Source organism: Vibrio sp. TRT 17S01, assembly GCF_050113695.1.
Lineage (GTDB): Bacteria > Pseudomonadota > Gammaproteobacteria > Enterobacterales > Vibrionaceae > Vibrio.
The window spans coordinates 338,363-363,558 of the sequence record NZ_JBNJOG010000001.1; the positions used below are offsets into that span (position 1 = coordinate 338,363).

Annotated in this window: 23 protein-coding genes; 15 read left to right on the top strand and 8 right to left on the bottom strand. The window is 43.8% G+C overall.

Annotated features, from left to right (window positions below):
• The first annotated feature begins 18 nt into the window (after positions 1-18).
• Entirely contained in the window at positions 19-924 is a 906-nt protein-coding gene (locus ACQEXS_RS01505; protein ID WP_427012557.1) for a manganese-dependent inorganic pyrophosphatase, read from the top strand.
• 65 nt (positions 925-989) lie between these two features.
• On the opposite strand, the gene ACQEXS_RS01510 is transcribed toward ACQEXS_RS01505, so the two are convergent.
• The 4 genes from ACQEXS_RS01510 to ACQEXS_RS01525 all read right to left on the bottom strand — a co-directional run bounded on the left by ACQEXS_RS01510 (position 990) and on the right by ACQEXS_RS01525 (position 5,029).
• Entirely contained in the window at positions 990-1,289 is a 300-nt protein-coding gene (locus tag ACQEXS_RS01510; protein ID WP_367988751.1) for a hypothetical protein, read from the bottom strand.
• A gap of 173 nt (positions 1,290-1,462) precedes the next feature.
• Entirely contained in the window at positions 1,463-1,693 is a 231-nt protein-coding gene (locus ACQEXS_RS01515) for a hypothetical protein (protein ID WP_367988752.1), read from the bottom strand.
• A gap of 134 nt (positions 1,694-1,827) precedes the next feature.
• The gene (gene asnS / locus ACQEXS_RS01520) at positions 1,828-3,228 is read right to left on the bottom strand and encodes an asparagine--tRNA ligase (protein ID WP_427012558.1); all 1,401 of its coding nucleotides are present in this window, start codon (positions 3,226-3,228) and stop codon (positions 1,828-1,830) included.
• Positions 3,229-3,421: 193 nt separating this feature from the next.
• Positions 3,422-5,029, bottom strand: coding sequence for a methyl-accepting chemotaxis protein (locus ACQEXS_RS01525; protein ID WP_427012559.1), 1,608 nt, complete (start codon positions 5,027-5,029; stop codon positions 3,422-3,424).
• A gap of 286 nt (positions 5,030-5,315) precedes the next feature.
• On the opposite strand from ACQEXS_RS01525, the gene queD reads away from it, so the two are divergent.
• The 8 genes from queD (at position 5,316) to ACQEXS_RS01565 (ending at position 13,159) form a co-directional block, all read left to right on the top strand.
• Positions 5,316-5,678: a 6-carboxytetrahydropterin synthase QueD gene (gene queD / locus ACQEXS_RS01530; RefSeq protein WP_083148820.1), complete on the top strand. Its 363-nt coding sequence runs from the start codon at positions 5,316-5,318 to the stop codon at positions 5,676-5,678.
• A 449-nt stretch (positions 5,679-6,127) separates the two neighbouring features.
• Positions 6,128-7,282 (top strand): amino acid permease, encoded by a 1,155-nt coding sequence (locus ACQEXS_RS01535; protein WP_427012560.1) that lies wholly within the window; start codon positions 6,128-6,130, stop codon positions 7,280-7,282.
• 584 nt (positions 7,283-7,866) lie between these two features.
• Positions 7,867-8,310, top strand: a complete 444-nt coding sequence (locus tag ACQEXS_RS01540; RefSeq protein ID WP_367988758.1) for a PTS sugar transporter subunit IIA — start codon at positions 7,867-7,869, stop codon at positions 8,308-8,310.
• 12 nt (positions 8,311-8,322) lie between these two features.
• A complete protein-coding gene (locus ACQEXS_RS01545; RefSeq protein ID WP_427012561.1) occupies positions 8,323-9,744 on the top strand; it encodes a PTS mannitol transporter subunit IICB in 1,422 nt (473 codons plus the stop codon).
• Positions 9,745-9,791: 47 nt separating this feature from the next.
• Positions 9,792-11,063, top strand: a complete 1,272-nt coding sequence (locus ACQEXS_RS01550; RefSeq protein ID WP_427012562.1) for a zinc-binding dehydrogenase — start codon at positions 9,792-9,794, stop codon at positions 11,061-11,063.
• A 59-nt stretch (positions 11,064-11,122) separates the two neighbouring features.
• A complete protein-coding gene (locus ACQEXS_RS01555; RefSeq protein ID WP_427012563.1) occupies positions 11,123-11,641 on the top strand; it encodes an MltR family transcriptional regulator in 519 nt (172 codons plus the stop codon).
• A 9-nt stretch (positions 11,642-11,650) separates the two neighbouring features.
• Positions 11,651-12,385, top strand: coding sequence for a nucleoside/nucleotide kinase family protein (locus tag ACQEXS_RS01560; RefSeq protein WP_427012564.1), 735 nt, complete (start codon positions 11,651-11,653; stop codon positions 12,383-12,385).
• Between the two features lie 27 nt (positions 12,386-12,412).
• Complete coding sequence (locus ACQEXS_RS01565; RefSeq protein ID WP_427012565.1) at positions 12,413-13,159, top strand: phosphatase; 747 nt, start codon at positions 12,413-12,415, stop codon at positions 13,157-13,159.
• A gap of 59 nt (positions 13,160-13,218) precedes the next feature.
• Here ACQEXS_RS01565 and ACQEXS_RS01570 read toward each other — a convergent pair whose 3' ends face one another.
• The 3 genes from ACQEXS_RS01570 to ACQEXS_RS01580 form a co-directional block, all read right to left on the bottom strand.
• Positions 13,219-14,580, bottom strand: a complete 1,362-nt coding sequence (locus ACQEXS_RS01570) for an L-serine ammonia-lyase (RefSeq protein ID WP_367988764.1) — start codon at positions 14,578-14,580, stop codon at positions 13,219-13,221.
• Positions 14,581-14,676: 96 nt separating this feature from the next.
• The gene (locus tag ACQEXS_RS01575; protein WP_367988765.1) at positions 14,677-15,930 is read right to left on the bottom strand and encodes an aromatic amino acid transport family protein; all 1,254 of its coding nucleotides are present in this window, start codon (positions 15,928-15,930) and stop codon (positions 14,677-14,679) included.
• Between the two features lie 279 nt (positions 15,931-16,209).
• Positions 16,210-16,815, bottom strand: coding sequence for a CoA pyrophosphatase (locus tag ACQEXS_RS01580; protein ID WP_367988766.1), 606 nt, complete (start codon positions 16,813-16,815; stop codon positions 16,210-16,212).
• Between the two features lie 91 nt (positions 16,816-16,906).
• Here ACQEXS_RS01580 and ACQEXS_RS01585 point away from each other — a divergent pair, with 91 nt between their 5' ends.
• Positions 16,907-17,452 (top strand): heme NO-binding domain-containing protein, encoded by a 546-nt coding sequence (locus ACQEXS_RS01585; RefSeq protein ID WP_427012566.1) that lies wholly within the window; start codon positions 16,907-16,909, stop codon positions 17,450-17,452.
• 2 nt (positions 17,453-17,454) lie between these two features.
• On the top strand, positions 17,455-19,149 hold the full coding sequence (locus ACQEXS_RS01590; protein ID WP_427012819.1) for a response regulator: 1,695 nt from the start codon (positions 17,455-17,457) through the stop codon (positions 19,147-19,149).
• Here ACQEXS_RS01590 and pabB read toward each other — a convergent pair.
• Positions 19,146-20,516 carry an aminodeoxychorismate synthase component I gene (pabB, locus tag ACQEXS_RS01595; protein ID WP_427012567.1) on the bottom strand — a complete coding sequence of 457 codons (1,371 nt, stop codon included), beginning with the start codon at positions 20,514-20,516 and terminating at the stop codon, positions 19,146-19,148. The genes ACQEXS_RS01590 and pabB overlap by 4 nt on opposite strands.
• 261 nt (positions 20,517-20,777) lie before the next feature.
• Here pabB and ACQEXS_RS01600 point away from each other — a divergent pair, with 261 nt between their 5' ends.
• From ACQEXS_RS01600 to ACQEXS_RS01615, 4 genes are all read left to right on the top strand, one after another.
• The gene (locus ACQEXS_RS01600; protein ID WP_427012568.1) at positions 20,778-22,295 is read left to right on the top strand and encodes a fumarate hydratase; all 1,518 of its coding nucleotides are present in this window, start codon (positions 20,778-20,780) and stop codon (positions 22,293-22,295) included.
• A 137-nt stretch (positions 22,296-22,432) separates the two neighbouring features.
• A complete protein-coding gene (locus tag ACQEXS_RS01605; protein WP_367988771.1) occupies positions 22,433-22,618 on the top strand; it encodes a hypothetical protein in 186 nt (61 codons plus the stop codon).
• A 111-nt stretch (positions 22,619-22,729) separates the two neighbouring features.
• Positions 22,730-24,106, top strand: coding sequence for a YcjX family protein (locus ACQEXS_RS01610; RefSeq protein ID WP_427012569.1), 1,377 nt, complete (start codon positions 22,730-22,732; stop codon positions 24,104-24,106).
• Positions 24,103-25,128 carry a YcjF family protein gene (locus ACQEXS_RS01615; protein WP_427012570.1) on the top strand — a complete coding sequence of 342 codons (1,026 nt, stop codon included), beginning with the start codon at positions 24,103-24,105 and terminating at the stop codon, positions 25,126-25,128. The genes ACQEXS_RS01610 and ACQEXS_RS01615 overlap by 4 nt, the downstream gene beginning before the upstream one ends.
• Positions 25,129-25,196: the final 68 nt, after the last annotated feature.

Sequence of the window (25,196 nt, forward strand, 5' to 3'; positions counted from 1 at the left end):
TCTTAAATAGGAAAAGAGATGATTCTAGTAGTAGGTCACAAGAACCCTGATAGCGATAGTATCTGTAGTGCACTAGTAGCCACTGAGCTACTTAAAGCACGTGGCGTAGAAGCTATGCCAATTCGCCAAGGCGAAATCAACCGTGAAACACAACATATCCTAGAAGTAGCCGGTGCTGAAGTGCCAGAACTACGCACTTCTGTTACGGGTGAGAAAATCTGGTTGGTGGATTACTCAGATCTAGCACAAGCGCCAGATGATGTGGCTGAAGCTGAAATTCTAGGTATTGTTGACCACCACCGTCTAGGTGATGTGATGACGGTAAACCCAATGGAAGCTTGGATCTGGCCAGTTGGTTGTACAAACACCGTACTTTTCAACATGTTTAAGATTGAAGGTCATGAAATTACACCTAAAATCGCTAAATTGATGATGTCTGCAATTCTTTCTGACACTGTTGGTTTTGCTTCACCAACCTGCACGCAAAAAGATAAAGATGCTGTTGAAGAACTAGCAAAAATCGCAGATGTATGTGATGTAGATGCGTTCATCAAAGACCTTCTTATCGCGAAAACGAACATCGAAGGTCTTTCTGCAGCAGAGCTAGTAGAAAAAGATCTAAAAGGTTACCCATTCAATGGTCGTGACGTTGTTGTAGGTCAAGTTGAGCTGGCGACACTTGAGCAAGTAGATGGCATGATCGATGCGCTTGAAGCTGATCTAGAGCGTCGCTGTGCTGAAGATGGTCTTGCATTTGCCGCAGTGATGCTAACAGATATCACGACCGCTCAGACTCGCCTTCTACACAAAGGTGAATGGTCTGAAAAACTCGTTAAGCACGAGCAAGACGGTATGCTGATGATGGAAAACACATTAAGCCGTAAGAAACAAGGTTGGCCTTGGCTTCAAACTGAACTTGCTTAATTTGTTGCTTCTTACTGAAAAGCCCGCGTTTGCGGGCTTTTTTATTCTTTACTTTAAGCGATGAGCTATTTTTTCAGGTCAATTTCACGCTCTATCGCGTTAGTTTCCACTTCAGGATTTTGTGAAAACTTAGTGACTGCCCAATCATTCATGTGTTTCAGAATCGCTGAAACAGCATGTTCTTTAGTCGCTTCTTCAGAGCTTTCTAATTCTAACGCTTGTTTAGGGTGTGAACCTGTCGCGTCTTCTGCAATATGGAGCCAGTCTGGATGCCAATAATATGGCTGCCCGTGTGGTGACGTCCAGCTGTGAACCCCGTTACTTTCGCCTTTATACTGAATATCGCCTGCGTTGTATTTTGTCATTGTTATCATCTCTATTTTGTTTGGCATTTGTGCCATCAATATTCACTATTAAAGTAATCAAACTGGCATTGGAAATATGTGATGCAAAACGTTTGCTTATGCAAAGTGTAAAGAAATTAACCTGAGACGATCAGATAAGCCGAGGTGACTTATCTGATAATAAGGGGAGGGTATTACTCGTCGTTTAAGTGGTCGATGATGGTCTTCTTGGCATGGTCTTCTGTTGCTGACGTACCGTCTTCAACATTAATGTCATGCTTACCATGTAAACCCGTTATATCTTCTGCGACGTGCAACCAGTCTGGATGCCAGTAGTATGGCTGTGTCCCTTGAGGGTGTGTCCAGCTGTGCACTCCGTTTGTTGCTCCGTTGTAATAGAGATCTTCAATTTTAAACACTTTCATGATTAACGCTCCGAAGTGAAGTACACACTGTTAGTATGGTTGATTTTCTAGCAGTATGAAAATCAAATTGAGCAACGTAACAGGCAATAAAAAAGCCTCCGTATAAGGAGGCTTTTATTCACAAAGTTCAGTTTTTAGAAGTTTGCGCTTCTTGGTGTACGTGGGAATGGGATCACGTCACGAACGTTGCCCATACCTGTTACGTAAGAGACCAGACGCTCGAAGCCTAGACCAAAGCCTGCGTGTGGCACTGTGCCGTAACGACGTAGGTCGCGGTACCACTTCATGTGCTCTGGATCGATGCCAATTTCACGCATACGCTCATCTAGAATGTCTAGACGCTCTTCACGTTGAGAACCACCGATGATTTCGCCGATGCCAGGTGCAAGAACGTCCATTGCAGCTACCGTTTTACCATCGTCATTTAGACGCATGTAGAATGCTTTGATGTCTTTCGGGTAGTTCTTAACGATTACAGGCGCTTTGAAGTGTTCTTCAGCAAGGTAGCGCTCGTGCTCAGAAGACATATCGATACCCCACTCAACAGGGAATTCGAACTCACGACCAGAATCAAGAAGGATTTGGATCGCGTCAGTGTAGTCTACTTGAGCGAAGTCAGAAGAAACGAACTTCTCAAGACGAGTGATTGCTTCTTTGTCGATACGTTGAGCGAAGAACTCTAGGTCATCACGACATTCTTCTAGTGCTGCTTTAAACACGTACTTAAGCATGTCTTCAGATAGTTTCGCAATGTCATTGAGATCTGCGAATGCTACTTCAGGTTCAACCATCCAGAATTCTGCTAGGTGGCGGCTAGTGTTTGAGTTTTCAGCACGGAAAGTAGGGCCGAACGTGTAAACTTTGCTTAGTGCACAAGCGTAAGCTTCGCCGTTAAGCTGACCAGATACTGTTAGGAAGGTTTCTTTACCGAAGAAATCTTCGTTGTAGTCTACTTTGCCTTCTTCTGTACGAGGTAGGTTTTCCATGTCTAGCGTAGAAACGCGGAACATTTCACCAGCACCTTCAGCATCAGAAGCTGTGATCAGTGGTGCAGATACCCAAAAGTAACCTTGCTCGTGGTAGAAGCGGTGGATCGCTTGAGATAGACAGTTACGTACACGTGCAACCGCACCGATTACGTTTGTACGCGGACGTAGGTGCGCAACTTCACGTAGGTACTCGATAGAGTGACGAGTTTTTGCCATTGGGTAAGTGTCAGCGTCTTCAACCCAGCCAACAACTTTAACGTCAGTTGCTGCTAGCTCGAAGTCTTGACCTTTCGCAGGAGACTCAACAATCTTACCAGTTACTTCAACAGAACAGCCTGTAGTTAGCTTAAGTACTTCGTTGTCGTAATTATTAAGATTATTAGGGACCACGGCCTGAATCGGGTCGAAACAAGAGCCGTCATAAATGGCAAGGAAAGAGATTCCAGCTTTGGAATCACGACGCGAACGGATCCAGCCGCGAACAGTGACTTCACTGTCTACCGCTAGCTGACCTTTCAATACGTCTGATACAGGCGCGTAAGTCATGTTTTCAATATTCTCCATTGAGGTGAAAATTCAACCCAATACCTGCTTATTGCACTGAGTGCCTAAAAAGTAAGCAAAATATTGGGTTGGATAGAATTTTTACTATTTCAACGGAACATATTACCTGTCATCTCGTCAGCTTCAACCTTTATTCTCATTTGCCAAGAGAAAAACGCAGCAATTTCGCGTATTTCTATCGATTAAGAGTAAATTGATTTAAAAGTGATTCAAGTTGCTCAGACGATTGCTCAAGATTTACGCTGATGTTTCTTGTTTTCGCCGCAGATTGAGAGGTTTCGTTCGCATGCCGTGTGATGGTTTCAGCCTTATATTGAATATCTTCACTTAACTGAGTTGTGGTACCAGTTTGCTGCTGAATTGACTGAGCATGACTAAGTGCTTGCTGCATTTCTGTGACCACAGAATTCATTGCTTCGACAAGTTGCTCTACTTCAGCAGAACGCTGGTGAGCAGTACCACAAACCCTATCGACTGACTGCATAGAGGTTTGGCCATCATTTTGAAACTGGCTAATAATGGTTTCAATGTTACATGTTGCTTCAGCGGTTCGACTTGCCAGCTGGCGAACCTCGTCTGCTACCACTGCAAAACCACGGCCTTGTTCTCCCGCTCTGGCTGCTTCAATAGCCGCATTTAAAGCAAGCAGATTTGTTTGTTCCGCAACGCCTTTAATTACTTCAAGAATCGTCGTGACTTCTCCGGTTTGGTTATTAAGACCGACAATGCTGTGTTTAACATCTTCAATTTCTTGTACCAGATTTTTAATATCCGTACTGGCGTTGTGTGCCTTAGTTGCACTTTGTTCTGCAAGCTGCGTTGTATGAAGAATGAGCTTTGAAGCTTCTTTTGTTGATTGCTCAACCAACGCTTGTTGTGACTGCATATGCTCAATGTTGGTTTCGACGTCGGAGGTTTCATTTTGTTGGTTTTTTGCTGCTCGATCTGTTGTGAGAGCAACATCTGTTAACTCACCGGCAGATATCGTGAGGGAATGGGAGGTGTGTTGTACGTTTTTTAGCCCTTGGCTCACGGTTTCTATAAATGAATTGATTGATGTTCCCATCTGTCCTAATTCATCTTTTGAACTGCTATGCAGGCGCTGGGAAAGATCTTTCGTCCGACTCACTTCTTGCATGAACTGAGAAGCATTTTGAATAGGTTTGACAATCATTTTTCGAATTAATGCAAGCGTGATAATAAAGCCAATAAATGCGATACCTGCCATGATCACAATGGCAATCATGGTACGTTGGTTAATCAGGGTTTCAATATGAGAAAGGTTATACTCTAGCCGAACTGCGCCTAGAACTTCTCCTTCTGCGGCCATATGGCAAGCCACGCAATTGGTCCCACGATAGTTTTCACTTGATTTCATGGGTAGTGCAACGACAAGTCCTTGTCCCCAATCTGCCATGATCGGTTCGATGACAAGTTCACCAGAAAGCGCTCTACGATCAATATCATCAACTGGTTTTTGGTTTTCATCTCCGGGGCCATAGAGTTTACTGACTAGCTCTGAACGAAGAACGCGAACCTGCTCAATTCCTTCTTGTACTAGAGCCTTTTGGCGTAATGTTTCTTTCTGCGCCATAGTGCCAGTGAGCATCATCATGTTCAGACTGTCAAAATAGTTGCTTGCTTTGTCGTGCAACTGCTCACTAAGAACTGAGTTAATCAGATTTCGTTGTTGGATGTATTGATAAATGGTTGAGCCAGTAAGCACTAAAGTAAACACAATGACTAAAGTCACGAGGAGTTTTTTTGTTATTGTCATGCTCATATTAGTAGTGATGAATTATTGGAATAGACATAACAATTTTGCTTGAATTCTGTACGGTGAAAAAGACGTGTTGGAATGGAATGTGACCATAAACAAAATGTGGATTTTGTAAATGTGATGTAAGTGTTGGGTTATCAAATCATTGGCGGAATGACAGAAAATCGACATAAGACAAAGGTCTAAATGGCGATTAAATTAAAGGCAAACGCTTACTGTGCTTATCCGCTTGTGTCGAGAAAAGATATTCCTTAGTATTGCGTCTCTTTTGAAAAGTCTGAGAAACGAAATGAAAACCGAATTGTATAAAGAATTCATGTTTGAAGCTGCACATCACCTCCCGCATGTACCAGAAGGGCACAAGTGTGGACGTTTGCATGGGCACTCATTCTTAGTTCGCCTTTATGTAGAAGGTGAAGTGGATCCACATACTGGTTGGGTTGTTGATTTCGCAGAAATTAAGGCGGCATTCAAACCTATTTATGACCGCTTAGATCATTACTACTTAAATGACATCGAAGGTTTGGAAAATCCAACCAGCGAAGTGTTAGCAAAATGGATCTGGCAGCAGCTTAAGCCAAATCTACCTTTATTAAGTAAGGTAGAGATCAAAGAAACCTGTACTGCGGGTTGTATATATAAAGGCGAGTAATAGTTGTGACGAGAAAAAGCGAAGCTTAGGCTTCGCTTTTTTGCATTTGGAAAGTTGTTAATTATAGAGTTACATCTGTCCAAAAAAATAGGCGTTGCAATCGACTCCTTACAAGTTATGATGAATCGTCTCTTGCTGTTAAGAGGCCTGCTGCGAAGGATTCGCTGCATCGTTACCTTAAGGAATGTCTAGCTGTAATGGACGTCTCAATGATTTTCAAAATTACCCAACCAATTATTGAACCGACAGAAGGTTCGCCCCATCTTGCGAAACTGGCACATATTAATTCTACTGCTATCGCTTTTTGTCGTTTCTATCACGCCTTCTCTGTCTCTTTTTCTCGAACTTTTCGCTTTAAAGCCCGCTATTCGTATTGCTTTTGATTGTTAGCCATCGCGCTAGGCAAGCGCATCTTTCTCTATACATTCATCAAACAGAATACGAAAAATATGAACACTAAACTTCTAGGGAGCTCCCTAATTATTTCCGGCACAGCGTTGGGCGCTGGCATGCTTGCTATTCCAATGGTTTTAGCTCAATTCGGCTTATTATACGGCACGTTATTGATGGTGCTGATTTGCTTTGGCACGACGTACGCGGCACTACTCCTGCTTGAGGCAACCGTTAAATCTGGTGGTGGACTTGGAATGAACTCCATCGCACGCAAGACACTTGGAAAAGGCGGCCAAATTGTTACCAATGCTTTGTTGTATGCACTGCTGATTTGTCTATTGATGGCGTACATTTTAGGTGCATCTGATTTGATAGGTAAGTTATTAAGTAACCTCGGGTTCAGCTTTAGCGCGATGCAGAATCAGGTTTTATTTACTCTAGGTGCTGGCGTTATTGTTGCCTGTGGAACGGGGGTGATTGATAAATTAAACCGCTTGTTGTTTATCGTCATGCTATCGAGTTTGGTGTTGACGTTAGTCTTTTTATTACCAGACTTTTCATCCGAATATTTAGGACAGGTGACCAACCACGATCACCTTGAACTCATCAAAACTAGTGCAGTGCTTTTTACAAGCTTTGGCTTTATGGTGGTGATACCTAGCCTTGTTTCCTACAACCAAGAGGCGACAGACAAGCAACTCAGAAACATGGTCATTATAGGCTCGCTGATCCCTCTAGCATGTTACCTTTTATGGCTGTTTGCTGTTGTGGGAAATTTAAAACCAGAACAATTAAGAGCGTTTACAAATGTCTCTGAGCTAATGACGGTGTTTGAACATCGCTCCCCTTGGATTGGTCGTATATTATCGGTGTTCACGGGACTTGCGTTGTTAACTTCGTTCTTTGGTGTTGCGATGGCATTGTTCCACCAAAACACAGATACGTTTAAACAAAATAAAGTGGTGACTTACGTGATCACTTTTATGTTGCCACTTGCTGGTGCGATCCTAGCTGCGGACAAATTCCTTGCTGTGTTGAGCTACGCCGGCATTATTTTGGTCTTCTTAGCGGTGTTTGTTCCGTTTGCCATGGTGGTAAAACTAAGAAATAAAGACCTTGAACAGAGCCGTTATACTGCTGAAGGTGGTATGGCTATGTTGTTGTTTACAGCCTTGTTCGGCGGTTTTTTATTGTTTTCTCAACTTATCTAAATCGTACCGACAAAAAAGCCCGGATATCTCCGGGCTTTTTTAATCCATCGTGCTTTTAACAGATAACTTTGATCGCTAGACCGCCTTGGGGGGCACGGTATTTCGCGTTCATGTCTTTATCAGTCTCTAACATGGTTTGTAACAAACCATACATTCTGTTTTCTCTTTTTTCAGCAATGACGTAAGCAAATTATTGAAACTTAATTACGTCCTGACGTTATTTAATAGACAAATGTGATAACTGTCATCGTTTGAACCGTATAACTCATCAATTGAGCGGAAATTAAGTTTGAATTTAGTCACGATATAATCCGAGTCAATAGTCATAGTGTGATCAAGTTAGATTATTGCGAATTTAGTGAAATGTCTCAAATGGTGGGGTAGTTCAAATTATGCTTATTGACATGTTGCTGAAAGAAAATTTGTTATTAACTTTCTTTGTCAATTCTTGAGATACATTCATTAAAACAAATTGACAGCTATTTAATTGTGAGTTGTTGCACAAAAATGATGTGCTTGCGCGGTTCAACTCCTCTTATTGATAATTAACCCATCGGACAATGAACTGTGGATAGGGTTTAAAAATGCTGTATGAACTGATCGACCACGAACTAGTAGATGTCATTAATGACGGTGTTTACCAATGGCAAGAGGCGGTTAAGAAGACAACGCAATACCTAGAAGATAAAGGTTACGTTTCTCAGCAATACGCGGATGCCATCATCCAATCTACCAAAGAAAATGGTCCCTACTATGTCTTGTGCCCAGGACTTGCCATGCCACATGCTCGCCCTGAAACCGGTGTGCTAAAAACGGGCTTGGGCATTCATATTTTCCCTTCACCAGTTGATTTTGGTTCGGACCTTGGTCCTGCCAACATTCTTATCACCCTAGCTGCAAAAGACTCTGATACCCACATTGAGGTGATTCAAGCATTAAGCGAGATGTTTGTGGACGAAGAGAACATTGCAAAACTGGCACAAGCCTCATCTAAGGAACAAGTGCTAAACATAATAAAAGCATACTAAAAGGAACATAACGTGAAAGCAAACATGCGAGCCAATGTGCAAGCCTTCGGTGGTCATTTGACCGCTATGGTGCTGCCAAATATCGGAGCCTTTATCGCTTGGGGCTTTATTACTGCACTCTTTATCCCAACGGGTTGGATGCCAAACGAAGCATTTGGTGAACTTGTTGGTCCTATGATCACTTACTTGTTGCCACTGTTGATCGGTTACACCGGTGGTCAGATTGTTGGTGACAAACGCGGCGCGGTAGCCGGTGCTATCGGTACCATGGGGGTTATTGTTGGTGCAGACATTCCAATGTTCGTCGGTGCGATGATCATGGGGCCTCTCAGTGCTTGGGTTGTGGTGCAAATGGATAAACGTATCCAACACCGCATTCCTTCTGGCTTTGAAATGGTGGTGAACAACTTCTCACTGGGTATTGTGGGCATGATCCTGTGTTTGTTCGCTTACGAGATCGTTGGTCCTGCGGTAACTGCTGCAAATCTGTTCGTGAAATCAGGCATTGAAGCTTTGGTGGCAACGGGATTTCTTCCTTTGCTTGCGATCATCAATGAGCCGGCGAAAGTTCTATTCCTTAACAACGCCATCGACCAAGGTATTTACTACCCTCTAGGTCTGCAAGCGGCGGCAGAAACAGGTAAATCGATCTTCTTTATGGTGGCATCTAACCCAGGCCCTGGTCTCGGTATGCTGCTGGCTTACGCGAAGTTTGGTCAAGGTCTGTCTAAACGTTCCGCGCCAAGTGCCATCATCATTCACTTCTTCGGTGGTATTCACGAGTTGTACTTCCCGTACGTACTAATGAAGCCAATCATGATTGTGGCAATGATTGCGGGTGCGGCAACTGGCATTGCGACCTTCAATCTACTGGATGCAGGTCTAGTAGCTGGTCCAAGTCCAGGCTCAATCTTCTCATACCTAGCATTGACACCAAAAGGTGGTTTCCTAGCAACCATCGCAGGGGTAACAACTGCAACGATTGTTTCGTTCCTTGTCGCAAGTGCGATTCTGAAGATGAGTAAATCGGTAGAGACAGAAAGCGAGTTTGAAAAATCTGTCACCGATATGAAAGACATGAAGGAAGAAGGTGCGATCAAATCTACAGCGACTGCGACGCAACAAGCAAATAAGTCAATTTCATTTATTGCGTTCGCTTGCGATGCGGGTATGGGTTCAAGTGCGATGGGAGCATCAACCTTCAAACGTAAGTTGGTTCAGGCTGGGATTGATATTGAAGTGAAGAACTTCGCTATTGAGAAAGTGCCAAGTGAAGCTGACATTGTCGTGACACACGAAAGCTTAGAAAGCCGCGCAGTCAACGCAACAGGTTTGCCAGTGGTGACAATTAAGAACTTCCTCAACGACCCAGCGCTGGATGAGCTGATGGATAAGATTAAGCAACAAACGGTCGCAACTGAGCAACCAGCCTAACAATGCAGTATGGGGTGGAACCTGCCGCCCCATTTAGGAGAGAAATCATGGTACAAACAACGGCAGCGGTTATCTGCGGCGAGAAAGACGTTCAACTAAGAACCTTTGATTTGCCAAGCATCTCAGCCGATGAACTTCTGGTTAAAAACATTTCAAACAGCATCTGCTTGTCCACTTACAAAGCGGCATTGTTAGGTAGCAAACACAAACGCGTACCTGAAAACATTGATGAAGTACCAGTGATGACAGGCCACGAATACGCAGGTGTGATTGTTGAAGTTGGTGAGAACCTAAAAGACCAATACAAAGCAGGCGATTACTTTGTACTGCAACCAGCAATGGGTTTGCCTACTGGTTACTCGGCGGGTTACAGCTACGAAACCTTTGGTGGCAACGCAACGTATTCCATCATTCCAAAAATCGCTATCGATTTAGGCTGTGTGCTGCCTTACCACGGCGATTACTTTGCAGATGCGTCTTTGGCTGAACCTATGTCATGCATCATCGGTGCTTACCATGCGAGTTATCACACTACGCAATACGTGTACGAGCACGATATGGGCATCAAGGAGGGCGGAGCATTAGCGCTACTTGCATGTGCTGGCCCAATGGGCATTGGCGCGATTGACTACGCGATTAACGGTCCAGTGAAGCCAAAACTGATTGTGGTAACAGACATCGACGCCGCACGTTTAGACCGCGCAGAGTGTCTAATTCCGGTTGAGAAAGCAAAACAGCAAGGCGTTGAGCTGCATTATGTGAATACCGCTCAAGTGGATGATCCGGTGACTTATCTGAAAGCACTGAACGATGGCAAAGGCTATGATGACGTGATGGTGTACGCGGCGGTATCGCAAGTGCTAGAACAAGCCGATGAATTGCTTGGTAATGATGGCTGCCTAAACTTCTTTGCTGGGCCAACAGATAAAAATTTCAAAGTACCGTTTAACTTCTACAACGTGCATTACGAGTCGACGCACATTGTGGGTACGTCTGGCGGCTCGACAGGTGACATGGTGGAATCTATCGAGTTGTCTTCACAAGGTAAGATCAATCCATCGTTCATGATCACCCATGTAGGTGGTTTGCAAGCAGCACCGCATACGATTTTGAATCAGTTGGATATTCCGGGTGGGAAGAAGTTGATTTACCCGCACATTGACCTGCCATTGACCGCAATTGATGACTTTTTATCGTTAGTAGACCAAGATCCATTCTTCGCCGAATTAGACGCAATTTTGAACGCTAATAACTATGTGTGGAACGCACATGCAGAAAAAGCGTTACTTGAGTTTTATGACGTGAGCTTAACGGTTTAGTCGCAACGAATTTGTGTGGTAGCCTTTGCACTGCCACATAATGGAGAGGTCATAAGACGTTGTCACGTGAAGATGAATTACTGGAGAAGCTGGATGAGTGTGATAATGCTACAGCGTTTCTTCAGGTTTCTAACAAAATAATAAACCTCAAGCTAAAAGCATTACTTCCAAGCGTATTCGTCCAAGACGAATTTGTGAAGGAATATGCTGTGGATCCTTTATTAAAGGAAAATGGTCCCTTGGTCACAACCGATGTGGTGTCGAAGTTGATGTTTGCGATGGGCAAAATCTCATTGGAAACCTATGCTGATATCGGTTTGTATGACCAAGTGCTGGAGTACGTGGTTAGCCAGCCAGAGAAGGTCGAGTTTACTGATGATGTAATTTACGACTTCATCAAAAACCAAGCGGTACTCTCTTCTCTGCAAGACAGCTTTTATCTTGAGTCGATCAATCAGCTTAAGTTCTCTTCGTTTGAGTCCTTTTCGCAAATGAGGTACGAAGCCCTCATTAAAACAGTATTGAAGCTGTCGTGCGAAATGTTGATAGAAAGAATCGAAGGGGAGATCAATCAATAAGGATTCACCATGAAAGTGAATTTAAACGTCAGTGGTTTTGAAACCGACGCTATCTTTCCTAATGTCGACGTAAAGCGAATCCATCAACCTCTCATAGAAAAATTTACCCGCCTCTATAATGAGAAGCAGGAACGCATTGTGGTGTTCTTATGTGCGCCCCCTGGCAGTGGTAAATCGACACTTGCCGCGTTTTGGGAGTATCTATCCGAACAGGATGAAAATCATGAGCCGCTTCAGGTTCTGCCTTTTGATGGTTTTCATTACCCAAATGAAATCCTCGACAACAATACTATTGAACGCAATGGTGAAGTTGTTCCTCTGCGCAGCATTAAAGGTTCCTACGAAACCTTCAATCTCACGGATCTCATTGCCAAGCTTAAACAGCTCAAAGTAACAGACAGCAAATGGCCTTACTACGATCGTAACTTGCACGAGCCTGTTGATGATGCAATTAAGGTTAACCGTAACATCGTCGTTGTAGAAGGGAACTGGCTGCTACTTGACGAACCAGTATGGAACGAATTGCATCGTTTGGCCGACTTCACCGTGTTTATAGATACCCAAGCGGAGTTTCTACAACAGCGTTTGGTCAATCGTAAGATCCGCGGAGGCACAGATCCAGAAGCCGCATTAGAGTTCTATTTACGTTCTGATGCGGTGAACGTTGATAAAGTGTTGAATCACTCGATTCCTGCGGACTTATCATTGTTTCTTAATCAAAAAGGTTCACTCGACATTCGATAGTTTGTCCACAATTTTCAGGAGAACACCATGGATATCGTTGTTGATAGCCACACCCATACTATTGCTAGTGGACATGCTTACAGCACCATTTTAGAGAACGCATTGTCTGCCAAGAATAAGGGGCTAAAACTTCTTTGTACCACCGATCATGCTCCCGAGATGCCAGGAGCACCTCACTACTGGTATTTTAACAATCAAAGAATTTTGCCCCGCTTTTTACACGATGTAGGTATTCTCCGCGGTGTTGAAGCCAACACGCTGAATGTGAAAGGGGAGATAGACTTACCACCGTCCTCTGACCAACATCTTGACTGGGTGATTGCCAGCTTTCATGAGCCCGTATTCAAGCCCGCGACCGAAGCTGAACATACCGCTGCCCTGATCAATGCGATTAAAAGCGGCAGAGTGGATGTTCTTGGTCACTTGGGTAACCCAAATTACCCATTCGATATGGAACAGGTGCTACGCTGTGCAAAAGAGCACAATGTTGCGGTTGAAGTAAATAATACGTCTTTGACGGGGAAAAGCCGCAAAGGAAGTGACAGTCGTTGTGATCGCATTGTCGAGTTAGGCAAAGAGATTGGTGTGTACTTTAGTACAGGATCTGATGCTCACTTCTGTGAAGAGATTGCCAGATTAGACTTGGCGATTGCTTTGCTGGAAAAGCATGGTGTGGAAGAAGAGAAAATCCTAACCACATCAACTAGCCGATTTCTAAACTTCTTGCAGCTAAGGGGTAAGCCGCGGATCTCAGAGTTTGATGTGCTCTATTAATATACCTAAAACAAAAATCCCTCGAATGAGCCGAGGGATTTTTCAGTCGAGATATCAAGTTAACAGATAACTTTGACCGCTAGACCACCTTGAGAGGTTTCGCGGTATTTCGCGTTCATGTCTTTACCCGTTTCTAGCATGGTCTCAATAACCTTATCCAGAGAAACTGTTGGTGCAGAAGAACGACGTAGCGCCATACGAGTCGAGTTGATTGCTTTAACCGCTGCAATACCGTTGCGCTCGATACATGGAACCTGAACCTGACCAGCAACTGGGTCACAAGTAAGACCTAGATTGTGCTCCATAGCAATTTCAGCCGCCATACAGACTTGCTCTGGGCTACCACCCATAAGCTCAGCCAGACCCGCTGCTGCCATTGAACATGCAACACCAACTTCACCCTGACAGCCTACTTCAGCACCAGAGATAGAGGCGTTACGCTTGTACAGACCACCAATTGCACCAGAAGCTGCAAAGTAACGAATGTAGTCTTTCTCAGTTACCGTTTGGATGAACTTGTCGTAGTAAGCTAAAACTGCTGGGATGATGCCACATGCGCCATTGGTTGGAGCCGTCACAACACGGCCACCGGCTGCGTTTTCTTCGTTTACTGCGAAAGCAAACATGTTTACCCAGTCCACAACCGACATTGGGTCATTGGTTGTTTTCTCTGAAGTAAGTAGCTGCTGGCGAAGAGCTGCTGCACGACGAGGCACACGCAGAGGACCAGGTAAGATACCTTCGGTATTCATACCGCGATCCATACACTCGCGCATGGTTTTCCAGATGTTTGCAAAGTATGTACGAGACTCTTCGTCAGAATGCAATGCAGCTTGGTTTTGCATGACCAGTGTGCTGATAGAAAGACCGTTGTCTTTACACTGATTAACAAGCTCTTCTGCTGTTGTGAACTCGTAAGGTGCTTTAACTGGGTTTTCTTCTTCTTTACCGAAGTTCTCTTCATCAACGATGAAACCACCGCCGATTGAGTAATAGGTTTTTGAGTACACGTTTTCTTCGCCGATCCAAGCGTGGATTTGCATGCCGTTTTCGTGTAGCTCAAGGTTGGTTGTATGGAAGTTCATACCACCATCTTTTGGGAACGATACTGTGTGACAGTGCATGCCAACAGGAAGGCGTTCAGTTTCTTCTACGCGAGCAATAAAGCCCGGAATAGAGTCGATATCTACTTTTTCAGGAGTGTTGCCAGCAAGACCCATGATGATTGCGATATCAGTGTGGTGACCTTTCCCTGTCAGTGATAGTGAACCATAAACATCGACGGTAATTTTAGTGATGTCGCGCAATTTTCCCATTGAGCGTAAATCATCAATAAATTCCTTACCTGCTTTCATTGGACCAACAGTATGCGAGCTTGAAGGACCAACGCCGATTTTATAGATGTCAAAAACACTAATCATATCGATTACCTCAAAACTAAGCCTCCCAAGGGGGGAGGGAGGCTTATTATTATCGTTATATTCTTGGTTTGATCAGACTTTTATAAAGTCGAGAAATCAAAGAGCGCCGTAGATTACAGAAGTAATTGCTGCAATACCACAGATAGCTGTGAAAATCTGTACAGGTGCAGAAGTTTTGTACTTCGCCATTGCTGGCACTTTCTGCATTGCGAATACAGGCATTAAGAATAGGATAGCTGCAATCATTGGTGCACCCATGGTTTCAATCATGCCTAGGATGCTTGGGTTTACGATAGCGACAATCCAAGTTGTTACAACGATGAAGATTAGCGATGCTTTTTCAATCTTGCTTACTGGCGTTTCTGAGCGAGATTTGATTAGACCTACTAGACCTTCATGCGCACCTAGGAAGTGACCGAAGTAGCTTGAAGTGATTGCTGCGAAAGCAACTAGTGGGCCCATGTAAGAGATAAGTGGAGATTCGTGAACGTTTGCTAGGTAAGAAAGAACAGAGATGTTTTGCTCTTTAGCCATTGCGAGTTGCTCTGGAGATAGAGAAAGCACTACAGAGAAAACGAAGAACATCACGAAGCCCATTAGCATCATTGCTGCGCCACCAGTGATAGCGTCAGTTTTCTTAACCGCATCGTCACCGTATACGCGGCGTTGCTCTTTAGAGAACTGAGAAATAACTGGGCTGTGGTTGAACGAGAATACGATGATTGGGATTGCTAGCCACACAACTGATGGCATAGAAGACCAGTCTGGTGCAACAGACATCATTGAGCTGTTCCAATCAGGGATTAGGTAGAAGGACAGCGCAAGTAGGATGAACACAAGCGGGTAAACCAGTGCAGACGTTGCTTTCAGCATGAGCTCTTTACCAAACACAACACCAGCTGTCATCGCAGCGATTAACGCACCAGAAAGTAGCCAGCGAGGGATAGATTCCATGCCCATTTGGTTAACGAGGAAAGAGTCAACTGTGTTTGTGATACCAACACCGTAGATTAGAACGATAGGGTAGATAGCGAAGAAGTAAGCAAAAGTGATGATGTTTGCGCCAGTTTTACCGAAGTGTTCTTCTACTGTGTCAGTGATGTCAGCGTCAGGGTTTTTCGCAGAAAGTACGAAGCGTGCAAGAGATTTGTGTGCGAACCAAGTCATTGGGGCCGCGATTAGAGCAAGGATAACTAATGGCCAGAAACCGCCAGCACCTGCTTTAATTGGAAGGAAAAGTACGCCAGCACCTACCGCAGTACCGAAAAGTGACAGACACCAAGTAAAGTCCTTGTAAGTAAACTTACTAGGAGATTGTGCGGTAGATACCGCAGAAGTTGTAGTATTCATTTTGTGATACTCATTTTTGGGAACAGGAAATAAGTCGGGGGCATTCTTGCATAGAATTGATGTGCTAAAACTAGATCTAAATCATGAATTGATATGGGTTATAACATGATATGGCAAAAATCTGTTTTTAATCACGAAAATGATGTGCCACATCTGATTTTTGCTAATGATTAAGATTAGAAAAACTAATCTGAATAATAAATAATCAGAATGCGTGCATAGGCAATCGTTTTCTTTGGGGGCGGTTAGTTTTATTTATGTTGGAATATGCTGTTTCAATTAAGAGAGTGAGATGTGATTCTGCATTGCTTGAATGATTTGTGCGGTCATACCCCATATAAAGTGCTGGTGGTAAGAAAGCCCAAATACGCGATGTGAGTGATTGTTCAACTGAAAGGTATGGCTCTTTAGTTTGTCTTTATCCAGTATCACGGAAGCGGGCACTTCAAAGACTTCGTCGACTTCATTGGTATCGATAAGCGTTTTGTAATCAGGTGAGACAAACGCAATAAATGGTGTTACTGAGAAACGGCTGATGGTCACCAGCTCTTTCATATTGCCTAAGATATCAATATGTCGTTCAGCGATGCCTATCTCTTCATAAGTTTCTCGCAAAGCGGTATGGGCGAGGCTTGAATCACTCAGTTCATATTTGCCCCCAGGGAAGCTGATCTGACCGGGGTGGTGTTTTAGATGTTTTGCCCTTCGAGTGAAAATAATATGCAAACCACTTGGGCGTTCAACAAAGCCAATTAATACCGACGCTTTTCTGAGCGAATCGCTATTCAAATGGGCGACTCGTTTTAAAGCCTCTCCATGATATTCGCTCGGTGTAAAGAATAAAAACTTTTGAATAACATGATCTTTTTTAAGTTCTGACAGCACAAAATCCCCTATGAACGAAGTTGAAAAAGCGACTCTTATAGACAATGCTTTGAAATAGTCCCTCCCTTCTTATAAAGGATAGTCGATTAAGATGAAAGGAATAATCTTTACCGAGTTCATGGAATTAGTTGAACAGAAATTTGGTCCGGAAAGTCTTGAAACTATCCTTGAGCAAGCAAAGGACCAAGGTGTTTATACGACAGTGGGCAGTTATGATCACAAAGCCTTGGTTAAGCTGATTGTCGCATTAAGCCAATTAACCAACATTCCTCCAGAGGAGTTACAACGGGTGTTTGGGCATTCTATATTCAAAAATCTTTATCAATCTTTACCTAAGTCAGCCAGTCTTCATGAGTGCAAAAATACCTTTCAATTTATTCGCTTGGTTGAAGACTACATTCATCTTGAGGTCAAAAAGCTCTACAGCGATGCAAATCCGCCAAAATTTGAATTTATTTCGGAAACAGAAACCAAGTTGGTGTTTGATTACGTCAGCGCGCGCTGTATGGCACACGTTTGCTTGGGCTTAGTTGAAGGCTGTGCGGAATATTTTGACCAGAGTGTTGAAATTTTTATGGATAAGCAAACTGACGTAGGAAATCAAGTTCGGTTTAGTCTACAGCTTGTGGATGCATGACGATGAACAGAGAGCAGCTTCTAGAGCGTAAGCTTATTCGGGAAAGTGCAATTCGAAAAGAAGCAGAGCGGCTGTTAGAAGAGAAAAGTCTTGAACTTTATCAGTTGAATCAGAAGCTGCAAGTCGCGCTGAGCCAACTAGAAAAGCAATCCAAACATGATCTGCGTAAATTGGAATTTGAGGCTCGTATTGATGAGGTGTTGATCGATTTTGGTCGAGCATTTCTAAATCGAACGTTAGATGATGGATTAATTTCCAGCTTTTTGCACCGCTTAACAGACAATTCGGTCATTACGAACTGTTATCTGGAGCTTGATAGTGAATTGTTGGAATCGGCAGTGGAACACCGGTTTGGCGATCAGACCCTCAGTAAAAAAGAACCTAAAGAGTCACGATTTGTTTGGGATGGTGAGATCCTTCAACTGAGCATTGAACTTGATCATGAACAAGTCGGTTATTTTGTGTTTGATTTGCTGGTTGGCGATATTGAAAAAGACTTTATCGCGAATCAAATGTCGTTGGTCAAAGACTTATTTTGTAGTGCTGTGAGCCGCCAGTTAATGCACAGCAAGTCGCGCCGTGCACAATTAAGGGCGGAAGAATCTGAAAAAGCAACAAAAGAGTTTGTTGCGATGATCAATCACGAACTGAGGACACCTTTAAACGGCTTATTGGGTAGCGCAGAATTACTTGCTGATACAGAACTGACTCTAGAGCAGAGCAGTTTGCTGGGTAACCTTACCAATTCCGGTGAGCTGCTCAGGCACATCATCAACGACTTGCTTGATTTTAGCAAAATGAATGCAGGCATGATGGAATTGGTCAACAAAACGTTTGGTCGAGATGAATTGACTGAGACGCTAACCAGTATCTTTAAACCAAAAGCTCAAGAGAAAAATATTGGCTTCACGATTCAGATGTCACAACAGATACCAGAATACCTTGTTGGTGATTTTGAACGTATATGTCAAATATCAGTAAACCTTGTTGGTAATGCAATCAAGTTCACCTCATCGGGTGCGGTGCTAGTGAATATAGATTGGCGAGATGAAGCCATGCGTATAGAAGTGATTGATACCGGTCCGGGTATAGAGAATGACCTACATGAAGCACTTTTTGATCCTTTCGTACAAGCGGACAGAACGGCCAAACGCCGTTTTGAAGGGACAGGGCTGGGCCTTGCGATTTGTAAAAACCTCGCTTTATTGATGCAAGGTGACATTGGTTTTTCTAGCACTGTTGGAAAGGGGAGCCAGTTTTACGTGAGTCTACCATTGGAAGAAGCTGAAGCGCCGTTACAAAGTGTAGTTTCGGGTGATGAAGAATTAACAAGCTTTGAAGCGCTCTCTATTTTAGTGGTTGATGACATTCGGATGAATCAAATCATCATTAATCAAATGTTGAAGAAATTAGAGGTGGTACCGCAAACAGCCAATAACGGAATAGAAGCGATAAAGCTAGTTGAAGCTGTTCACTATGACATCGTATTTATGGATTGTCGGATGCCTGAAATGGATGGGTTTGAAGCAACACATCATCTGAGAGAGCAAGGTTATCAACTGCCAATTATTGCTCTAACTGCAGGAACCACGTTAGAGGAACGCCAGCGGTGCATCGAATGTGGTATGAATGACATTCTCACCAAACCATACACCGCCAATGACTTAAGAATGATGTTAGCTAAGTGGAGCCCTTAATCTGTTATAAGAACAGGTAAAATTCGACTCAACTTATCTAATGTTTCTTGGTATTCAGAATCACACTGACTATCGGCCACAATGCCACCACCGGCCCAAGCGTATAGTTGCCCTTTTTCTGCAACGAGTGTTCGTATCGTAATACTGGTATCCATCTGACCGTGACGTGATATGTAGCCAATACTGCCACAATAAGCATTCCGTCGATGAGGCTCTAATTCTTCAATGATAGCCATTGCCCGAACTTTCGGAGCACCAGTGATGGACCCGCCCGGAAAGCTGGCTCTGAGTAGATCCATTGCATGGTAGTCTTCATCTAACTCTGCGCGAATAGTACTGACTAGATGGTGCACGGCTGGGAAACTTTCAATATCAAATAGTTTTGGTACATGAACTGTACCCGGTTTGGCTACTCGGCCGATATCGTTACGAAGGAGATCGACAATCATTAAGTTTTCTGCCTGATCTTTTTCTGCATGCGCCAAATCGTAAGCATTGGCTCTATCTATTACCGAATCTTCAGAGCGGGGGCGAGTACCTTTGATCGGTTTCGTTTCAATCACGCGATCATTGAGTTGTAAAAAACGTTCAGGGGAAACGCTGATAATGGCGCTTTCCTCTGTTCTGATAAACGCAGAAAATGGTGCTTGGTTTCCTTTTTCTAATCGTTGATACGCTTCCCACTCACTGCCTTGATAACCGGCATTAAAACGCTGGGCTAAGTTAATTTGGTAGCAATCTCCTGACAATAAATAATCTTGAACGCGACCGAATTTATCTGAGTATTGCGCTTTCTCCATATTCGATTGCCAAGCCGTTGTCAGCTTGAAGCTTGGTTGATTCGTGCTTTTTTGCGCGTTTAACCATGCCATTTTTTCTTCGGGATTTTGGCCTACAACGAATGCTTTTTGCTCTTTGTGGTCAACGATTAACGCCCAATCATAGAGTCCTACCGCCATCTCTGGAGTTGAGATATCTTGCTGAGCAATGGTTGGAATCGTTTCTACGCTCCGTCCTAAGTCATAGGAAAAATACCCTAACGCCCCACCAACAAATGGCAGAGGTTCATCTATGGAAATATCGGGTAAATACTGTTGTTGCGCGTTGTGCAAGACGGTGAATGGGTCTTCGCTACTTTCGAATGTTTCGCTTGGACCAGTGACAGTCGTGACACCACTGCGAGTAACGACATAGGCGATGGGTTGAGCGACCAAAATATCGTATCGGCTATCGATGTGGCTTTGGGATGCTGAACGCAGCAACATGGCCCATGGTTGCTGTTCAATCGTAGAGAAAAATTGGTTGGCAAGGTAGGCTTGATAACTTAGAGGCTTGATTTCAATACCAATTGAGTTGTTGTTATTCATTTGTTTAATTTGTGACAAAGAGATCGTTGGAGAAATAGCGCGTTGTAGAAAGCAAGAGTATCATAGTCATGAGCTCGCTCACGATGCTTATTTTGTAAAAAGCGCATCATCTAAGCTCAATACTATAAGACAAATAAAAAATACTTACTTAATGTGTCACCAACTGATTTGGTATTCACAATATAAATATCGACAACTCGCTCAACAAATACCGATAATTAAGTAAGTTGAAATGGAAGCATAACAATAACGAGGCATGCAATGACGGTAATTCGCGCGCAAGATGTCATCAGTAGTGTTGCTGATGCGCTTCAGTACATCTCTTATTATCACCCAATGGATTTTATCCAAGCCCTAGAAAAAGCCTATAACCGTGAGGAAAGCCAAGCAGCAAAGGATGCCATTGCGCAGATCTTGATTAACTCACGAATGTCCGCAGAAGGACACCGACCGATATGTCAGGATACCGGTATTGTCACATGCTTCGTCAATATAGGAATGGGAGTGAAGTGGGATTCCACCGAACTTACTGTTCAACAAATGGTTGATGAAGGCGTTCGTCAAGCCTACACCAATCCAGATAACCCGCTACGTGCCTCAGTACTCATGGATCCAGCGGGTAAACGCATCAACACCAAAGACAACACGCCAGCCGTTGTGCACATCAACATGGTGCCGGGTGATAACGTAGAAATTCAAATTGCAGCGAAAGGTGGCGGCAGCGAAAACAAAACCAAGATGGTGATGTTAAACCCATCCGATGATATTGCAGAGTGGGTAGAAAAAACACTGCCAACAATGGGGGCTGGTTGGTGTCCACCAGGCATGTTGGGTATTGGTATTGGTGGTACAGCGGAAAAAGCGGCGGTACTGGCAAAAGAATCGTTGATGGAACACATTGATATTCAAGAGCTGATAGACCGTGGCCCACAAAATGCGGAAGAAGAACTTCGACTTGATATCTTCAATCGTGTGAACAAACTTGGCATTGGCGCGCAAGGTTTAGGTGGTTTAACAACGGTTGTTGACGTGAAGATCAAAACTGCGCCGACCCATGCAGCTTCGAAACCGGTGTGCTTAATTCCAAACTGTGCGGCCACACGTCACGTTCACTTCACATTAGATGGCTCTGGTCCAGCAGACCTTCAACCACCTAAATTAGAAGAGTGGCCAGAGATCACATGGGAAGCGGGAGAAAATACACGTCGTGTTAATCTTGATACGGTAACGAAAGAAGACGTGGAACAGTGGAAAACTGGTGAAACGGTGCTTCTTTCTGGCAAAATCCTGACAGGTCGTGATGCTGCGCATAAACGCATTCAAGGCATGCTCCAAAGTGGTGAAGGCTTACCAGAAGGTGTAGACCTAAAAGGTAAGTTTATTTATTACGTTGGACCCGTTGATGCAGTGGGTGATGAAGTGGTGGGCCCAGCAGGCCCGACAACATCTACGCGCATGGATAAATTTACCGATATGATGCTTGAAGAAACTGGCATTATGGGCATGATTGGTAAAGCGGAGCGTGGCCCAGCAACGGTTGAGTCAATTAAAAAGCATAAAGCGGTTTACTTAATGGCGGTTGGTGGTGCTGCATACTTAGTGGCTAAAGCGATTAAGAAAGCACGTGTTGTCGCTTTTGAAGACTTGGGTATGGAAGCGATTTATGAATTTGAAGTTGAAGATATGCCAGTCACGGTCGCTGTTGACTCTCAAGGTGCGAATGCCCATCAAATTGGTCCAGATACATGGAAAGTTAAGATTGCAGAAATGGATTCGTAGTCTTAAATATGAGATCATAAAAAAGTGTTGATTTCTATAGCGAAGAATTGACAAAAGTGCAGCGAATGCTGCACTTTTTAGTTATACAATATCGCTCATCAGAGTTTGCTCGAAATAATCATATATCAGGAGAGCTCATGCCTCGTTTTATTCAAATTTTACAAATTATTCTTGCCGTGGTTGTCGGTAGTTTCGTGGGATACGATTTAGTGCTTCACGGTATTAGTATTTTTGACGAGAAGTACATCACTATCACGTGTGTGCTTTGGGTTCTGCTTGAGATTGCCCTGTTTGTTATCTACAAACTGATTGAAGACGATTAGAAAGTAACCACTTTAAGACTAAGCCTCTGATTTTTATCAGAGGCTTTTTTGTTCATCTCTGATTAAGATTGTATTTAGTATTATTAGGGCTGATTAACAAAGAGAGACTCAATGAAAAGAATTAAACAAGAAGTCAGTGATTTTATCAGTCGCGGTATGGATTCTCATGTGCGTATTGCGGTAACCGGCTTATCTCGTGCAGGTAAGACGGCATTCATTACGTCGTTAGTCAACCAACTATTGCATACATCGACGCATGAAAACTTACCGTTATTGGTTGCAGCACGCGATAAACGGTTGGTCGGCGCAAAACGAGTACCCCAGAGTAATATGATGGTCCCGCGTTTTGCCTATGATGAGGCAATGCACCAATTACATATGACACCTCCTATGTGGCCTGAGCCCACACGAGACGTGAGTGAAATTCGCTTAGCTATCAAGTATCGACCTAAAAAGACGACGAAAAAGTTACTCAGTAGCACAGCCACCTTGAACCTCGATATTATTGATTATCCGGGAGAGTGGTTACTGGATCTTCCATTACTTAACATGGATTTTCACCAGTGGTCTCAAACGCAGTTTGATGCCCTTAAAGGGTTACGTGGAGAGTTATCTAAAGAGTGGGTTGAGCTGCTTGCGCAATTGGATCTCAATGCCGAATTGAATGAGAAGCAACTTGAGCAGGTCGCGCAGATTTACACCGATTACCTTCATCAGTGTAAAGCTGAGGGCTTACACTGGGTTCAGCCGGGTCGCTTTGTTCTTCCCGGGGAATTAGAAGGGGCACCTGTCCTTCAGTTTTTCCCGTGCCAGTTCGATCAAGAGCAGAAAATCGAACGTAACTCAAATTTGGCCATGTTGAAAAAGCGGTATGAGGAATACCAACAGAAAGTGGTAAAAGCGTTTTATAAACACCACTTTGCAACGTTTGATCGCCAAATTGTACTGGTTGACTGCTTGCAGCCTTTAAATGCGGGGCACGAATCATTCAATGATATGAAGATGGCACTTGAACAGTTGATGCACAGCTTCCGATACGGCAAAAGCAACATCCTAAAGCGGCTGTTTTCTCCGAGAATCGATAAGATTCTTTTTGCTGCCACTAAAGCAGACCACGTCACGCCGGAGCAGCATTCAAACCTTGCTTCACTATTACAACAGATGGTGCATCCTGCATGGCAGACTGCTGCGTATGAAAACATCGAAATGAGCTGTATGAGTATGGCTTCTGTGAAGGCTACTGAATCCGGTTTTATCACACGTGACAGTGTCTCTATTCCAGCACTTCAAGGGGTAGCGTTAACTGGTGAGCGACTAACCGTATTTCCAGGAGAAGTGCCTAAGCAACTACCGAATCAATCTTATTGGCAGAGCAATGGGTTTGAATTTACGGCGTTTAGACCGATGCCACAAAGTGATCAGGCACCTTTGGCTCACATCCGTATGGATAAAGCATTGCAATACTTGATTGGAGATAAATTGAGATGAGTGAATTAAAACAAAAGCAGATCTTCAATCAAGATTTGAAAGGAAAAGATCCTCAACCAGAACTGACGGCTCAACAGCAGTTTTCTGAGCAAGAAACCTTTGTTCCTACTCAGACTGACGTTGAAACAGAACACGAAACTGAACGCCAATTAGAACGCATTATTCGTCCTAAACGTGGCCGAAAATGGTTGGCAAGTGGCTTGCTTATATCGTTTGCCGGTTTAGTTGGCTTACAAGCAGTCGACACAGTGGTTACTGCTTTTCAAACCAATGATTGGCTAACTATCGGTTGGGCAGGCTTTATGGCGGCCATTGCAAGCCTTGGTATTGGCGCACTTGGCCGTGAATTATGGAAACTTCGTACATTACGCAATCACTTTAGTGTGCAAGAGCAAAGTGAAGCGCTGATTGACGCAGATGGCGTTGGAAAAGGCAAAGCATTTTGCCAAGAGGTTGCCAAACAAAGTGGTATATTGCCGGAATCACCAGCGTATGATCGCTGGTTGAACAGCATTGATCCAGCCCATAGTGATGCTGAAGTATTGGATATGTACGATGCGATGGTGATTGCAGAGCAAGATAAGCAAGCAACCGCGATTGTTACGCGTCATGCGACGGAGTCGGCAGCGCTGGTCGCAATTAGCCCGCTTGCTATTGCAGACATGCTGCTTGTGGCTTGGCGCAATTTTAAGATGATCGATAACCTTGCTAAAGTATATGGTATCGAACTGGGTTATTGGTCACGCTTGCAACTCTTTAAAAGTACGCTGATTAATATGGCAGCGGCAGGTGCAAGTGATTTGGCGGTTGATGTCGGCATGGACTTAATGTCGATGGATCTAGCCGGCAAAGTATCAGTGAGAGCGGGGCAGGGAATAGGGATAGGAATTCTAACCGCACGCCTAGGAATCAAAGCGATATCGCTGCTGCGCCCAATTCCTTGGCAGAAAGAAAGGTCTGTTAAATTAGGCGCAGTACGCAAAGAAATTGTCGCTAAAATCGCCGCTATCGCTATGAAATAGTGTGATTGTGAAGCAAGTGATATCAGGTTGCTTGACGCCAATTCAGCCTTGCGCGAAACTACTGTCAA

What these genes read in the sequence shown, in the direction of transcription:
- ACQEXS_RS01560 (WP_427012564.1), top strand. Translation starts at nt 11,651, where the DNA reads ATGAAAGTGAATTTAAACGTCAGTGGTTTTGAAACCGACGCTATCTTT.
- ACQEXS_RS01525 (WP_427012559.1), bottom strand. Translation starts at nt 5,029, where the DNA reads ATGAGCATGACAATAACAAAAAAACTCCTCGTGACTTTAGTCATTGTG.
- ACQEXS_RS01575 (WP_367988765.1), bottom strand. Translation starts at nt 15,930, where the DNA reads ATGAATACTACAACTTCTGCGGTATCTACCGCACAATCTCCTAGTAAG.
- ACQEXS_RS01515 (WP_367988752.1), bottom strand. Translation starts at nt 1,693, where the DNA reads ATGAAAGTGTTTAAAATTGAAGATCTCTATTACAACGGAGCAACAAAC.
- ACQEXS_RS01585 (WP_427012566.1), top strand. Translation starts at nt 16,907, where the DNA reads ATGAAAGGAATAATCTTTACCGAGTTCATGGAATTAGTTGAACAGAAA.
- asnS (WP_427012558.1), bottom strand. Translation starts at nt 3,228, where the DNA reads ATGACTTACGCGCCTGTATCAGACGTATTGAAAGGTCAGCTAGCGGTA.
- ACQEXS_RS01605 (WP_367988771.1), top strand. Translation starts at nt 22,433, where the DNA reads ATGCCTCGTTTTATTCAAATTTTACAAATTATTCTTGCCGTGGTTGTC.
- ACQEXS_RS01510 (WP_367988751.1), bottom strand. Translation starts at nt 1,289, where the DNA reads ATGACAAAATACAACGCAGGCGATATTCAGTATAAAGGCGAAAGTAAC.
- ACQEXS_RS01565 (WP_427012565.1), top strand. Translation starts at nt 12,413, where the DNA reads ATGGATATCGTTGTTGATAGCCACACCCATACTATTGCTAGTGGACAT.
- ACQEXS_RS01535 (WP_427012560.1), top strand. Translation starts at nt 6,128, where the DNA reads ATGAACACTAAACTTCTAGGGAGCTCCCTAATTATTTCCGGCACAGCG.
- ACQEXS_RS01570 (WP_367988764.1), bottom strand. Translation starts at nt 14,580, where the DNA reads ATGATTAGTGTTTTTGACATCTATAAAATCGGCGTTGGTCCTTCAAGC.
- ACQEXS_RS01590 (WP_427012819.1), top strand. Translation starts at nt 17,455, where the DNA reads ATGAACAGAGAGCAGCTTCTAGAGCGTAAGCTTATTCGGGAAAGTGCA.
- ACQEXS_RS01505 (WP_427012557.1), top strand. Translation starts at nt 19, where the DNA reads ATGATTCTAGTAGTAGGTCACAAGAACCCTGATAGCGATAGTATCTGT.
- ACQEXS_RS01600 (WP_427012568.1), top strand. Translation starts at nt 20,778, where the DNA reads ATGACGGTAATTCGCGCGCAAGATGTCATCAGTAGTGTTGCTGATGCG.
- ACQEXS_RS01610 (WP_427012569.1), top strand. Translation starts at nt 22,730, where the DNA reads ATGAAAAGAATTAAACAAGAAGTCAGTGATTTTATCAGTCGCGGTATG.
- ACQEXS_RS01550 (WP_427012562.1), top strand. Translation starts at nt 9,792, where the DNA reads ATGGTACAAACAACGGCAGCGGTTATCTGCGGCGAGAAAGACGTTCAA.
- pabB (WP_427012567.1), bottom strand. Translation starts at nt 20,516, where the DNA reads ATGAATAACAACAACTCAATTGGTATTGAAATCAAGCCTCTAAGTTAT.
- ACQEXS_RS01540 (WP_367988758.1), top strand. Translation starts at nt 7,867, where the DNA reads ATGCTGTATGAACTGATCGACCACGAACTAGTAGATGTCATTAATGAC.
- ACQEXS_RS01615 (WP_427012570.1), top strand. Translation starts at nt 24,103, where the DNA reads ATGAGTGAATTAAAACAAAAGCAGATCTTCAATCAAGATTTGAAAGGA.
- queD (WP_083148820.1), top strand. Translation starts at nt 5,316, where the DNA reads ATGAAAACCGAATTGTATAAAGAATTCATGTTTGAAGCTGCACATCAC.